This is a genomic window from Methylorubrum aminovorans, from assembly GCF_022179725.1.
In the GTDB taxonomy this organism is placed as follows: Bacteria; Pseudomonadota; Alphaproteobacteria; order Rhizobiales; family Beijerinckiaceae; genus Methylobacterium; species Methylobacterium aminovorans.
Map to the genome: position 1 here is coordinate 1 of NZ_BPRC01000017.1, position 12,965 is coordinate 12,965.

At 69.5% G+C, this 12,965-nt stretch carries 10 protein-coding genes; 6 read left to right on the top strand and 4 right to left on the bottom strand.

Going from position 1 to position 12,965, the window contains the following annotated elements:
- Window positions 1–421 precede the first annotated feature (421 nt).
- Window positions 422–2,509: a M23 family metallopeptidase gene (locus tag MFF24_RS19525; RefSeq protein WP_238226588.1), complete on the top strand. Its 2,088-nt coding sequence runs from the start codon at window positions 422–424 to the stop codon at window positions 2,507–2,509.
- 167 nt (window positions 2,510–2,676) lie between these two features.
- Here MFF24_RS19525 and gluQRS read toward each other — a convergent pair whose 3' ends face one another.
- A complete protein-coding gene (gene gluQRS / locus MFF24_RS19530; RefSeq protein WP_238226589.1) occupies window positions 2,677–3,555 on the bottom strand; it encodes a tRNA glutamyl-Q(34) synthetase GluQRS in 879 nt (292 codons plus the stop codon).
- Window positions 3,556–3,597: 42 nt separating this feature from the next.
- Entirely contained in the window at window positions 3,598–3,891 is a 294-nt protein-coding gene (locus MFF24_RS19535) for a hypothetical protein (protein ID WP_238226591.1), read from the bottom strand.
- A gap of 258 nt (window positions 3,892–4,149) precedes the next feature.
- On the opposite strand from MFF24_RS19535, the gene MFF24_RS19540 reads away from it, so the two are divergent.
- Window positions 4,150–4,368, top strand: a complete 219-nt coding sequence (locus MFF24_RS19540; protein ID WP_017486666.1) for a hypothetical protein — start codon at window positions 4,150–4,152, stop codon at window positions 4,366–4,368.
- Window positions 4,369–4,501: 133 nt separating this feature from the next.
- Here MFF24_RS19540 and htpG read toward each other — a convergent pair whose 3' ends face one another.
- Window positions 4,502–6,376, bottom strand: a complete 1,875-nt coding sequence (htpG, locus tag MFF24_RS19545; RefSeq protein ID WP_133091318.1) for a molecular chaperone HtpG — start codon at window positions 6,374–6,376, stop codon at window positions 4,502–4,504.
- 152 nt (window positions 6,377–6,528) lie between these two features.
- Window positions 6,529–6,960 (bottom strand): hypothetical protein, encoded by a 432-nt coding sequence (locus MFF24_RS19550; RefSeq protein WP_238226593.1) that lies wholly within the window; start codon window positions 6,958–6,960, stop codon window positions 6,529–6,531.
- 203 nt (window positions 6,961–7,163) lie between these two features.
- Between MFF24_RS19550 and MFF24_RS19555 the strand changes: the two genes are divergently transcribed.
- The 4 genes from MFF24_RS19555 to oxlT all read left to right on the top strand — a co-directional run bounded on the left by MFF24_RS19555 (window position 7,164) and on the right by oxlT (window position 12,853).
- The gene (locus tag MFF24_RS19555) at window positions 7,164–8,759 is read left to right on the top strand and encodes a gamma-glutamyltransferase family protein (protein ID WP_238226595.1); all 1,596 of its coding nucleotides are present in this window, start codon (window positions 7,164–7,166) and stop codon (window positions 8,757–8,759) included.
- Window positions 8,760–8,846: 87 nt separating this feature from the next.
- The gene (locus MFF24_RS19560; protein ID WP_238226709.1) at window positions 8,847–10,484 is read left to right on the top strand and encodes a dihydroxyacetone kinase subunit DhaK; all 1,638 of its coding nucleotides are present in this window, start codon (window positions 8,847–8,849) and stop codon (window positions 10,482–10,484) included.
- A gap of 179 nt (window positions 10,485–10,663) precedes the next feature.
- Complete coding sequence (locus MFF24_RS19565) at window positions 10,664–11,509, top strand: class I SAM-dependent methyltransferase (protein ID WP_238226597.1); 846 nt, start codon at window positions 10,664–10,666, stop codon at window positions 11,507–11,509.
- Window positions 11,510–11,563: 54 nt separating this feature from the next.
- Window positions 11,564–12,853, top strand: a complete 1,290-nt coding sequence (gene oxlT, locus MFF24_RS19570) for an oxalate/formate MFS antiporter (RefSeq protein ID WP_238226600.1) — start codon at window positions 11,564–11,566, stop codon at window positions 12,851–12,853.
- The last annotated feature ends 112 nt before the right edge of the window (window positions 12,854–12,965 follow it).

Sequence of the window (12,965 nt, forward strand, 5' to 3'; positions counted from 1 at the left end):
AACAGCGCCGGAGACGACCAACACCCCGGGACAACAAGGACAGCGATCGCCCGATCCAGTCACCCGGATCAGCTCCGCTCCACCAACAATCCCGAAGACCGCCAGAACCCCCGCCCCACCAACCGGTGGACCGCGGCGCCCCGTCGGTGAGGCAGCATTTATGGGGTCGCCGATCCGGCGTCAACGGCCAGATCGAAAAAAGTTCCGCAGCTCATCACGCCAACATCACGGCCGTGCGACAGGTCGGACGGGACCGTGTCAGCGACGGGTGCACGGTCGCCTCAATCTGGACATGCTGGACTCGGACATCCGTTCGGTCGGCCACCCTTCATGCCTCGAACTCCCCTGTCGCTCGCATGGCGCGAGTCTGGTAGGACGAAGCGGCATCATCCGGTCCGAAGCGCCGACGCAGAGGAAGTCCGTGACGCGCGAGCGACTGAAGATCGGGGGAACGGCCGGGACGGCGAAGCAGCGCCCGCCGACGCTGCCGCGCGGCGTCGAGCCGCCGCTCAACCTCCTGGGTGCGGACGCCCGGCAAATCGACCGCCGCGACGTCAACCTGCGCTGGCTCTGTGCCAGCGCGCTCACCGGCATCACCGGCGTGCTCCTGATGGGCGCGGCGATTCACGTCTCGCTCCAGGGCGAGGTATCGCTCGCCGCCGTGTCAGACCGGCCGAATCTCGGCCCCCGTCCGCAGACGCAGGCGCCCGCCATCGAGGAAGCCGGCATCGCCTCGGCGCAGAAGGGCGACCGGCTGGTGCGCAACCTGATGATCGCCTCGGCCAAGCAGAGTTTCCGCACGCCGGTGACGGTGCGGCTCGGCGACCGGGAGATCATCAAGGTCCGGCCGTTTGTCCGGATCTCGTCCAACCTGTCGATGTCGACGGGCGTGTTCGCCAGCGACATCCCCCGCTTCGATCCGATGAAGTTCGTCTCCGACGAGCCGCAGGAGCGCGCGCCCGATCCCGGCGCCGCGGACGCGCCGGGGGCCGAGGTCACTGTGGTTAAGCGCGACCTCGCCGAGATCGCGATCGATCCGGCGGCGCCGGCCCTCTCGGATGAGGACGTGACCGCCCAGATCGACGAAGAACGGCGCCTCGCGGCGGAAGCCGGACGCCGCACGGCCCTGCCGCTGGCGCCCCAGATCCTGCTCTCGCGCACCCTGCAGCAGGGCTCGGCCTTCGGTGGGTTTTCGGAAAGCAACGGAAAGGGCAAGCTCGGCGAGGACAACAGCCCGTTCAAGTCGATCGAGGTGCTCGTCGTCCCCGAGAACGTGACGAAGCTTGCCAAGGTGGAGCTCCGCTCAGGCGAGGCGCCGCTCGTGGAGGAGCGCGACCTCGCGCTCAAACGCGGCGAGACGCTCGACGGCGTTCTGAAAGCCACGGGGCACGCCTCCGATCCAGCGATTGCCGGTATCGTCACGGCGCTCGGCGGCCGGGCCAAGGTCGCGGGCCTGTCGGAAGGCCAGCAATTCCGCCTGCAGATCGCGCCCGGCCCGAAACCCGGCGACGGGCGGCAGGTGACCCGGGTGGTGCTGTTCGGCGAGAGCGGCGTCCAGGCGATCGCGGCGATCAACGATCACGGCGCCTTCGTGCCCGTGGCGCCGCCCGTAGACGAGTCGCGGGGACGCTCGCGAGAGCAGGCTCAAGCTGACACGCCGGACGACGAGGAAGAGGACGAGGGCAACGGCCCGCGGCTCTACCAGAGCCTCTACGAGACCGGGGCGCGCCACGAGGTGCCGCGCTCAACGGTCGAGGATATCGTCCGGATCTTCAGCTACGACATCGACTTCCAGCGCCGCATCTCGTCGGGCGACGGGATCGACCTGTTCTACACCTACGACGAGGAAGCCGGACCCGGCGCCTCCGAGCGGCCGGAACTGCTCTACGCGGCGCTCAATCTCGGGGGCGAGTCGCGCAAGGTCTATCGCTTCCAGTCACCGGACGACGGCTCGATCGATTATCTCGACGAGCAGGGCCGCTCGCTGAAGAAGTTCCTGATCCGCAAGCCCATCGCCGACGGCATCATGCGCTCGGGCTTCGGCTACCGGCGCCACCCGATCCTCGGCTACGCCAAGCTGCATACCGGCGTCGATTGGGCCAACCCGATCGGCACGCCGATCGTGGCCGCCGGCAACGGCACCGTGATCAAGGCGGAATGGGATTCAGGCTACGGCCGCCGGGTCGAGGTGCAGCACATCAACGGCTACGTCACGACCTACAACCACATGTCGCGCTTTGCCCGCGGCGTCAGCGCGGGCAGCCGTGTCCGACAGGGGCAGGTGATCGGCTATGTCGGCTCCACCGGTCTCTCCACCGGCGCCCACCTGCACTACGAGGTGATCATCAACGGCCACTTCGTCGATCCGATGAAGATCCGGGTGCCCCGCGGGCGCGAGCTCGACGGGCGCCTGCTCGCCGAGTTCAAGCGCCAGCGCGACCAGACCGAGGCGACGATGCAGAAGTCGAAGACCGCGACAGCCATGGCGCAGCGCGACGCGATGCGGTGACACGCAGAGGAAAGATCGGTGCGGCGGGCGCCCAGGCCGACACAATCAGGATCGCGCGAAACAATCGCATCGTGCCTGGCCCCCTGACGGCCGCCCGCCGCCCCTCACGGATTCCCGAAGGACCGATGTGGCACAAGCCCCGGTGAGACGCTGGATCAACCAAAGGTTCAAAACCCGAGCCCTGTCCGTACATCCTCGGCGGTGATGCCACGGGCGCGCAGGTCGGCGAGGGATTCGGAGCTCTTCGACTTGGCGAGCTTCTCGCCGTCCTCGTCTCGGATCAAGGCGTGGTGGTGATAGGCCGGCGACGGAAGGCCTAAGAGGCGCTGCAGCAAGGCGTGGAGATCGGTTGCCGCCTCCAGATCCTGCCCGCGCACCACATGGGTGATCCCCTGCAGAGCGTCGTCGCAGACGACCGCGAGATGGTAGCTCGTCGGCACGTCGCGCCGGACGATCACCGCGTCACCCCATCGGCTCGGCGCGGCGGCGACAGTCTCCAGAGCGCCGTCATCGGGTGAGAAGCGGCGGATGACGGGTGGTTCGGAAACGGAACGAAGCGCTGCCGGCATGTCGAGGCGCCAGGTATGCGGCTCCCCCCGCTCGCGGCACGCCGTCGCTTCGTCGTTCGACAGGTGGCGGCAGGTGCCTGGATACAGGGGGGCGCCGTCAGGATCGCGCGGCGCCCATTCGCCGCTTGCCGCGCGGGCCGCGACCTTCGCCGCAATCTGCCCCCGCGAGCAGAAGCAGGGATAGATCAGGCCGCGGGCTGCCAATGCATCGCGCGCGGCAGCGTAGTCCGGAAAATGCTCGGATTGGCGGCGGACGAGCGCCTCGAAGCGCAGCCCGAGCCAATCGAGGTCGGTGAGGATGCCGGCCACGAATTCCGGCCGGGACCGGCCGAGATCAATATCCTCGATGCGCAGCAACAGACGGCCGCCGAGCCGCTCGGCGATGTGCGCGTTCAGAAGCGCGGAATAGGCGTGGCCGAGATGCAGGCGGCCGTTCGGGCTCGGCGCGAAGCGCAAGACCGGCTCGTTTGCCCGCATCCTCCCGTCAGACAGCCAGCCCTCCTCCTCCACGGCTCCGGGTCACGGCTCTCCGGCGCTGCCCAGGCAGGTCATGGGACCGGGCGTGCAGGCGATGCCCGGCAACGAACAGGCGACCTCCTCCCCGATACGGCGGCAGACCTTGCAGCCGTCGCCCCACTCGGCGCAGCTCGGATTCTGTGCCGGATCCGAGAGCGGGGCCGGGGCGGCGTGATGGGCGGGGCGCGGCCCCAGGGCTCCAATCAGAACGGTCGCGGCGACGAGGGCGATCACGGCCCAGGTCACCCGGCGGTCGAGGCGGGCGGTCTGCGGATCGGGTGAGAGGTCGGCGGCCATGGCAGCGGTGTTCGCGCGGATACCGGAGGACTGTCAACGTTGCCGGCCCGGCAGGCCATGGCGGAGGCCGGGCAGGTTCTTCGGCCGTCGCTCACGAAATTGTGGGCGTTGCACGCAAGCGTCACAGGCAATCTGTGCATGCGAGGCGGGAACCTCCGGCACGCTCGTTGCGATGACGCAAACCGGACGATCAAGACGCACACTCAGCAAGAAGCGCCCTCGGGAGGAGAGACCCACGCCACCACGGAGCCTCCACGCATGCTCTACGGCCTCTACTTCCTGACCTGCATGGTCGCGAACCCCACTCACTGCGTCATGCGGGTTCACCGCTTCAACGAAGATATCGTCACTCCGCAGCAATGCCTCTCGGTGGCCCAGCCGCAGATGGCGGCGTGGCAGAACGCGCACGGCGACCGCTGGCGGGTCGCCCGCTTCCGCTGCGGTGCGCCGCCGCGGGATGACGGGACACGGATCTAGAGCATCGTCCCGGAAGGTGGCCACCGGCTTTCGGAAAAAGACGATGCGGACATAAGAGGATAGAGCATCGTGCTGGATCTGATGTCCAGCACGATGCTCTAAACCTTCCGCATCCCGCCCCTTCCCCGAGCCCTTACGACGCCGGCTTGGCGGGGGTGCCCGCCAGCGCCGCCGCGACGGCACGGGCGAAGGCCACCGGATCGCGCGGCGTGTCGCCATCCTGAACGCGGGCGAGGTCGAGCAGCGTGCCGGCCTCGGCCTTCAGATCCTCGCCGGCCTCGGCCCGGTCGTTGAGCGACCGGATCAGGGGATGGCGCGGGTTGATCTCCAGGATCGGCGCGGAGCCGCCGAAGCCGCGGCCGGCCCGGCGCAGCAGGCGCTGCATCTGCAGGTCGGGGCCCATGCCGGAGGCGGCGAGCACCACGGCACTGTCGACAAGGCGGTCCGTGGTCCGCACGTCGGAGACGTCGGGCTCCAGCGCGAGCTTGAGGGCGGCCACCAATTTGTCGGCCGGGGGCGCCTCCTCAGCCGCCTCGCCCTCGGGCTTGAGCTTGGCGAGGTCGGCCGAGCCTTGCGTGACCGAGCGCAGAGGCTTGTCCTCGAACTTGCCCAACTGCTCCGGCCAGAACGCATCGACGTGGTCGGACAGCAGCAGCACCTCGACCCCGCGGGCACGGAATCCTTCGAGCTGGGCGGAGTTCTTGAGCGCCTCCACGTCGTCGGCGACGAGGTAGTAGATCGCCTCCTGCTCCGGCTTCATCCGCGCGACGTAGTCGGGCAGCGAGGTCCAGCCCTCTTGCGTGGACGAGCGGAAGCGCAGCAGCGGTGCGATCTCGGCGCGGCGCTCGAAATCCTCGTAGATGCCTTCCTTCAGCACCGAGCCGAAATTCTCGAAGAACTTCTGGTATTCCTCGGCCTTCTCCGCGTTCTTCGAGCGGCTCGACAGCTCGTTGATGACGCGGGTGGTCACGGCGCGGCGGATCTTCTGCAAGGTCGGCGTCGATTGCAGCATCTCGCGGGAGACGTTGAGCGGCAGATCGTCGGTATCGACCACGCCGTGGACGAAACGCAGCCAGTTCGGCAGCAACTCGGCCTCGTCGGTGATGAACATGCGCCGCACGTGCAGCCGCACCTTGGAGCGCCGGTCATCCTCCATCGCCATGAACGGCTTCATGCTTGGCACGAACAGGAGGCCGGTGAATTCGAGTGCGCCCTCGGCCCGCCAGTGCAGCGTCGCCCAGGGCTCGTCGAAGCCGTGGCTGACGGTGCGGTAGAACTCCTTGTACTGCTCCTCGGTGATCTCGGATTTCGGCTTGCGCCAGAGGGCGGTGCCGCGGTTGGCCGCCTCCTCCTTGCCCTCCGCGTCGCGGATCGCGATCGGCACAGCGATGTTGTCGGCCCATTTGCGCACGACGTGGTCGAGCCGGTAGCTCTCCAGATACTCGTCGGCGTCCTCTTTGAGGTGCAGTACGATGTCGGTGCCGGCCTGCTCGCGGCTGGCCGGCTCCAGGGTGTAGCTGCCCTTGCCGTCGGAGGCCCAGGTCCAGGCCTCGTCCGCGCCCGCCCGGCGCGAGGTGACGGTGACGCGGTCGGCCACCATGAAGGCGGAGTAGAAGCCGACGCCGAACTGGCCGATCAGGCTCGGGCGCAGATCCTCGCCCTCGCCGCCCTTGGTCTCGCCGAGCGCCTGGGAGAAGGCGCGGGTGCCGGAGCGGGCGATGGTGCCGAGGTTCTGGGCCAGATCCTCCTTGCTCATGCCGATGCCGGAATCGGAGATGGTGAGCGTGCGCGCCGCCTTGTCGGGGGCGATCAGCACCCGGGCGTCGGAGGGGAGCGCCAGGGCCTCGTTGGTCAGCGCCTCGAAGCGGCGCCGGTCGGTCGCGTCGGCAGCATTGGCCACCAGTTCGCGCAAAAAGATCTCGCGGTCGGAATAGAGCGCGTGGACGACGAGATCCAACAGGCGCCCGACCTCGGCACCGAATTCGTGCCGCTCTACCGTCTCGCTCAAAAGCTTACTCCCCGTCTGGCGTGCCGCACCGGAACGCCTGCGCGGACGCGGCGGGTGTTCGGCCGAACACGCGAAAAGCGGGGGCGATATGCCCATGGCAAGACGGCAATTCAATCGCCGTGGGCGTGAGCCGGCAGCGAAATCGTCGCGTTTCAGGCTGCCAGGGCTGTCGGTGCCGCGGGGTTCACGGCCGGCGCCGCCTCGATCCGCCTGTGCACCGTGTCGAACGCGGTGCGGATGGCCGCCACCGCATCCTCGACCGCGACCAGGGCGGCGAGTTGCACGTTGCCGGGAATCTCGCAGACGCGGCGCGTCGCCAGCACAATGGAATGCTCGAGCCGCAACAGTTCTTCCTCGGCACGCGCACCGGAAAGATCGGCCAACCGCTGAAGTGCGGCTTCGAGAGCATGGCGCAAGACAAGTGTTCTCACGCGATCCTGTAGGATCGCCCGGTCGTTTGGCTTCATGTGTGGAGATACCTGCCGAATCGCGAGGACGATCATGTCATCCTGCCCGCAGCCGTGCAGTTTCTTTTCTGCAACATTCGTAAAAAGGCACAAGCACGACCGGAACCATTTCAGCATTCCGGGAATCCGATCGCCTCGAGCAACCCTCAATCGCAGACATCAGGAAGCCTCGGCCGCAGGGAAGCCGGTTGCGCGGCCGGCGAATGCCCGGGCTGCGCGGACACCGAAAGCGTGGCGGTTGCCCTGCGCGTCTGCGCGTGGTCCTGATCCTGCTTCTCGGCCGCGTCCCGGCCGACCTCAGGTTTCGTCAGAGTCCGATCATGCCCGATACGCCCGTCTTCGCCCATGCGGCCGTCGCCGCCCCCCACGCGCTCGCGGCTACGGCCGGGCAGAACGTGTTGGCGCAGGGGGGCAATGCCATCGAGGCGATGGTCGCCATGGCCGCGGCGATCGCGGTGGTCTACCCGCACATGAACGGCATCGGCGGCGACGGCTTCTGGCTGATCCGGGAAAAGAATGGCCGGGTGCGCGGCATCGAGGCCTGCGGCCCGGCCGGCCGGCTCGCCACCCGCGCCCGCTACCGGGAGAAGGGCCTCGAGGCGATCCCCTCCCGCGGCCCCGATGCGGCGGTGACGGTGGCCGGCACGGTCGGCGGCTGGCGCCTTGCCCTCGACATGGCCCGTGCCTTCGGCGGCCGCCTGCCCCTTGACGCGATCCTCGCCGACGCGATCCGCCACGCCCGCGCCGGCTGCCCGGTCTCGGCCTCGGAGGCGCGCTACGTGCCGAAGGAACTCGACACGCTCCACGACGCCCCGAATTTTGCAGCGACCTATCTCGATGACGGCAAGCCCTACGCGGCGGGCGCGGTCCGGGCGCAGCCGCAGCTCGCCGACACCCTGACCCAACTCGTCCATGCCGGGCTCGACGACTTCTACCGCGGCGATATCGGCCGCGAGATCGCTGCCGATCTGGAGCGCCTCGGCGCGCCGGTGACCCGCGCCGACCTCGAAGCCTATTCGGCCAAGGAGCGGGCGCCCCTGATGCTGCGTCGGCGCGACGCCACGCTCTACAACTTCCCGCCGCCGACCCAGGGTCTCGCGGCGCTGATCATCCTCGGGATCTTCGACCGGCTGAACATCGCCGAGCCGGAGAGCACCGCGCATTATCACGGGCTGATCGAGGCGACGAAGCGCGCCTTCGCCATCCGGGACCGTTTCGTCACCGATTTCGACCGCCTCAAAGGCGACCCGGCCGCCTTCCTCGATGCCAAGCGCCTCGACCGCGAGGCGGCGCTGATCGACATGGCGCGCGCGGCGAGCATCCCCGTGCGCTCGGGCGAGGGCGACACCGTCTGGATGGGCGCCATCGACAACGAGGGCATGGCGGTGTCCTTCATCCAGTCGGTCTACTGGGAATACGGCTCCGGCACGGTGCTGCCTGCGACGGGCATCTGCTGGCAGAACCGCGGCATGTCGTTCTCGCTCGATCCGAACGCGGTGAACCCGCTGGAGCCGGGCCGGCGCCCGTTCCACACCCTGATCCCGGCGCTGGCCGCCTTCGACGACGGCCGGGTGATGTCCTACGGCTCCATGGGCGGCGACGGGCAGCCGCAATTCCAAGCCCAGATTTTCTCGCGCTACGCCGATTACAAAATGTCGGTGGCCGACGCCGTCGACGCGCCGCGCCTGCTCTACGGCCGCACCTGGGGCGCAGAGTCGCTCAGCGTGAAGGTCGAGGACCGCTTCGATCCGGGCTGCATCGCAGCGCTCCGGCGCCTCGGCCACGACATCGAAGAGCTGGGCGGTGCCTATATCGACTCGCTCGGGCATGCCGGCATGCTGGTGCGCCACATCAAGGACGGACGGATCGAAGCAACGCACGATCCGCGCTCAGACGGCGGCGCGGCGGGACTCTGAGGCGGGCCAGGGTTACACCACCCGAGGCACGCGATACCTTCCGCGCAAACGCCCGCCCGACAAGCGGGCATGATGGGAGGCACCGCCTTGTCCCACTTCATCAACGACCGCGCCGGCCTCGTCACCGACGCTATCGACGGGCTCGTCGCGGGCAGCGGCGGAGCGCTGGCGCGGCTCGACGGCTACCCCGAGATCCGCGTCGTGCTGCGGGCCGAGCCGGAACCCGGCAAAGTCGCCGTCGTCTCCGGCGGCGGCTCGGGGCACGAGCCGGCCCATGCCGGCTTCGTCGGGCCCGGCCTGCTTGCGGCGGCGGTGTGCGGCGACGTGTTCGCCTCGCCCTCCGTCGAAGCCGTGCTCGCCGGCATCCTGGCGGTGACGGGCGAGGCCGGCTGCGTCCTCATCGTGAAGAACTATGCCGGCGACCGGCTGAATTTCGGCCTCGCTGCCGAGCGGGCCCGAGCGCTCGGCCGCCGGGTCGAGACGGTGCTGGTCGCCGACGACATCGCCCTGCCGGACGCCGCCCGGCCGCGGGGGCTCGCCGGCACGCTCCTCGTCCACAAAGCCGCGGGCCACGCCGCCGCCTCGGGCGCTTCCCTGGAGGAGGTGGCGGCGCTGGCCCGGCGCACGGCCGGCGCGGTACGCACCCTCGGCATCGCCGTCTCCACCGCGACGATGCCCGGCACGACACCGGAACCGCGCCTGGCCGAGGGGCAGGCGGAACTCGGTCTCGGCATCCATGGCGAACCCGGCATCGAGCGCATCGACCTGCCCCGCGCCGATGCGCTCGCCGTGCGCATGACCGCGCGCTTTCCTGCTCCCATCGCGGGGGCCGAGCGGCTCGCGCTCCTCGTCAACAATCTCGGCTCGACCACGGCCCTGGAGATGGCGGTTCTGACGAAGGCGGTGCTCGCGACCGAACTTGGGCGGCGCGTGCGGGTGCTGCTCGGCCCCGCCCCGGTCATGACCGCGCTCGACATGCATGGCGCCTCCCTCACCTTCCTGGTGCTGGACGAGACCATCGAGGCGGCGCTTCTCGCAGAGACGCCGGTCGCCGCCTGGCCGCGGGCGCGGGCCTTGCGCGAGCCGGTCGTCCGGCCGCTGCCGGAGGGCGTCTCCGGTGAGCCGGTGCTGACGCCCTCGCGGGATCCGGGCGTCGCCACGCGGATCGAGGCGGTGTGCTGGGCCCTGATCGCGGCGGAGGCCTCGCTCAACGCCCTCGACGCGCGGGTGGGTGACGGCGATACAGGCTCCACCTTCGCCGAGGGCGCACGCGCCGTCCTGGCCGATCTCGTCCGTCTGCCCCAGGCCGAGCCCGCCGCGCTCTGTCGGGCGCTGGGCGATCGCCTCGGGCGCGCCACCGGTGGATCGAGCGGGGTGCTGCTCTCGATCTTCTTCACTGCCGCCGGCGCGGCTCTCGCAGCGGGTGCCGATTGGGCGACAGCCTGCGCCGCTGGCGTGGAGCGGGTGCGCGAGGTCGGCGGTGCCGGCCCGGGCGACCGCACGATGCTCGACGCGGCGATTCCGGCAATCGAGGCGCTGGCCGCCTCCGGGATCGGCGCGGCGGCGCAGGCTGCCCGCGCGGGCGCGGAGGCGACCGCCGGGATGGAGCGGGCGGGCACCGGCCGCTCCAGCTATCTCGCCGGCAGCGACCTGAAGGGCCATCCCGATCCCGGCGCCATCGCGGTGGCGACCGCCTTCGAGGCCCTGGCCGCGGAATCGAAGTAGAACGGCATCCGCGCGCGGGCTTCGGCATCGCGGTCCGTCATGGCGAGCGGAGCGAAAGCATCCCGGGCGCGACCCTTCCGGACAGGTCGCGTGCCCTGGATCGCGTCGGCTTCGCCTCGCGATGAGGGATGGGGTGAGACCCGAGACGACGGCCTGGAAACGGAGTGAGACGACAGAGGATGAGCACCCTGAACAAGGACCAGAGCGAGTACTGGAACGGCGAGGTCGGACAGCGCTGGGCCGCCTACCACCAGGCGCTCGATACCGCCTTCGCGCCCTTCACCGAGGCGCTGTTCGCCAGGGCCGCGCTCAAGCGCGGCCAGCGCGTGCTCGATATCGGCTGCGGGGCGGGCGACACCGCACTCATCGCCGCGCGGCAGGTCGGAAGCGGCGGCCACGTCACCGGTGCGGACCTATCGGAACCGCTGCTGGCGGTCGGCCGCGATCGGGCGGCGCGGGAGGCGCCGAGCGCCGCCCCGATCGCGTGGCTTCGCGCCGATGCCCAGGATCACGCCTTCGACGGGCGCTTCGATCACGCCCTCTCCCGCTTCGGTGTGATGTTCTTCGAGGATTCCGCTGCCGCCTTCGCCAATATCCGCCGCTCCCTTGCCGACGGCGGACGGTTGAGCTTCCTCTGCTGGCGCAGCCTGGCGGAGAATGCCTGGGTCACGGTTCCCCGCGACGCCGTGCTGCCGCTCCTGCCCGAGGTCGAGCCGCCGCAGCCTGGCGCACCCGGCCCGTTCCGCTTCGCCGCGCCGGACACGCTTCTGCCTATTCTTGAGGCAGCCGGTTTCCACGGCATTGAATGCGAGCCGGTCGATCGGGTGATGCGGGTCGGAGAGACGATCGAGGCCGCAGCCGACTTCGTCGCGACGCGGGGACCGGTTGCCCGCCTGCTGCGCGAGCGCGAGCCGGCTTTGCAGGAGACTGCCTTGAAAATCATCAGGCAACTCTTCGTCGAACGGTTCGGCGACGGGCCGGTCGATCTCGGAGCCGCCTGCTGGCTCGTCACCGCGCGAACCTGAGGTTCGCCTCTGGCACGCCCCTTGCGGAGCCCCGGCGCCGCAAGGGAGTGAATGATGCATACAGTTTCCGATCGGACGCGGTGGATCCAGCTTGGCCTGGGTCTCCTCGTCATGATGACGATCTCCAGCCCGCAATATGTCTGGACGCTGTTCGTGAAGCCGTTCCAGGCGACCACCGGCGCGAGTCTCGCCGCCGTGCAGGTCGCCTTCACATTGCTAATCGTGCTCCAGACCTTCTTCTCGCCGGTGCAGGGCTGGCTGATCGAGCGCTTCAGCGCCAAGGCGATGATCGCGCTCGGCGCCGGTCTGTCCGGGCTCGGCTGGGTCGCGGCCTCCTACACCGACACGCTGTGGGGGCTTTACGCAACCTACGGTCTACTTTGCGGCCTGGGCACCGGCATCGTCTATGTCGGCGTCGTCGGGCTGATGGTGCGCTGGTTTCCCGAGCGGCGCGGCTTCGCCGCCGGCGTCGTGGCAGCGGGTTACGGCATGGGCGCCATCGCCACCACCTTCCCCATCACCGACATGATCGCCGCCTCGGGCTACCGCCACACGCTGTTCGTGTTCGGTGCGATCATGGCCGTGATCGGCGTCGCCGCGGCGCTCGGCCTGCGTACGCCGAAGGCCGGCGAGACGCCCGCTATCCCCGCCGACAAGGTAGCGAGCGCCGCCCGCGACGTGGCCCCAGCCGAGATGCTGAGAAGCCGGCTGTTCTGGCTGATGTTCGCCATGATGGCGATGATGTCGACCGGTGGCCTGATGGTGGTCGCGCAGTTCGCCGCCTTCGCGCGTGAGTTCGGCGTGGCCGACGCGATGGTGTTCGGCTTCGCGGCGCTCCCCTTCGCGCTCACCTTCGACCGCATCACCAATGGCCTGACGCGGCCCTTCTTCGGCTGGGTCTCGGACCATGTCGGCCGCGAGAACACCATGGCAGTCGCCTTCGCGCTCGAAGCGGTGGCCATCGGCATGCTATTGATGTTCCGCGAGAACGCCTACGCCTTCGCCCTGCTCTCGGGGCTCGTGTTCTTCGCGTGGGGCGAGATCTTCTCGCTCTTTCCCTCCACCCTCACGGACACGTTCGGCACCAAGCACGCCACGACGAACTACGGCTTCCTCTACATGGCCCAGGGTGTCGGCTCGCTGCTCGGCGGCCCCGTCGCTGCGCTGATCCACGACGCGGTCGGAAGCTGGGTGCCGGTCTTCGGCATCGCCATCGTCCTCGACCTCGTCGTCGCGGCGCTCGCCTGGTTCGTGCTCAAGCCCGCCCGCCGCGCCTATCTCGGCGTGCCCGGACCGGCGGTGCCGGAGGCGGGCGCGCCTCTGGCCGTGCGTCCGGCGGTCTGAGGCGAGTTCGGCCAGCGCCGGCCCTGGTAGAACCGGGCCGGCGCGCGTAACGGATGGCTTTCCGCGAGATCGACCGTCTCGCGCCAGAGACATCCGCCATGCTCAACACTCC

What these genes read in the sequence shown, in the direction of transcription:
- MFF24_RS19535 (WP_238226591.1), bottom strand. Translation starts at nt 3,891, where the DNA reads ATGGCCGCCGACCTCTCACCCGATCCGCAGACCGCCCGCCTCGACCGC.
- MFF24_RS19565 (WP_238226597.1), top strand. Translation starts at nt 10,664, where the DNA reads ATGAGCACCCTGAACAAGGACCAGAGCGAGTACTGGAACGGCGAGGTC.
- gluQRS (WP_238226589.1), bottom strand. Translation starts at nt 3,555, where the DNA reads ATGCGGGCAAACGAGCCGGTCTTGCGCTTCGCGCCGAGCCCGAACGGC.
- MFF24_RS19540 (WP_017486666.1), top strand. Translation starts at nt 4,150, where the DNA reads ATGCTCTACGGCCTCTACTTCCTGACCTGCATGGTCGCGAACCCCACT.
- oxlT (WP_238226600.1), top strand. Translation starts at nt 11,564, where the DNA reads ATGCATACAGTTTCCGATCGGACGCGGTGGATCCAGCTTGGCCTGGGT.
- MFF24_RS19550 (WP_238226593.1), bottom strand. Translation starts at nt 6,960, where the DNA reads ATGCTGAAATGGTTCCGGTCGTGCTTGTGCCTTTTTACGAATGTTGCA.
- MFF24_RS19555 (WP_238226595.1), top strand. Translation starts at nt 7,164, where the DNA reads ATGCCCGATACGCCCGTCTTCGCCCATGCGGCCGTCGCCGCCCCCCAC.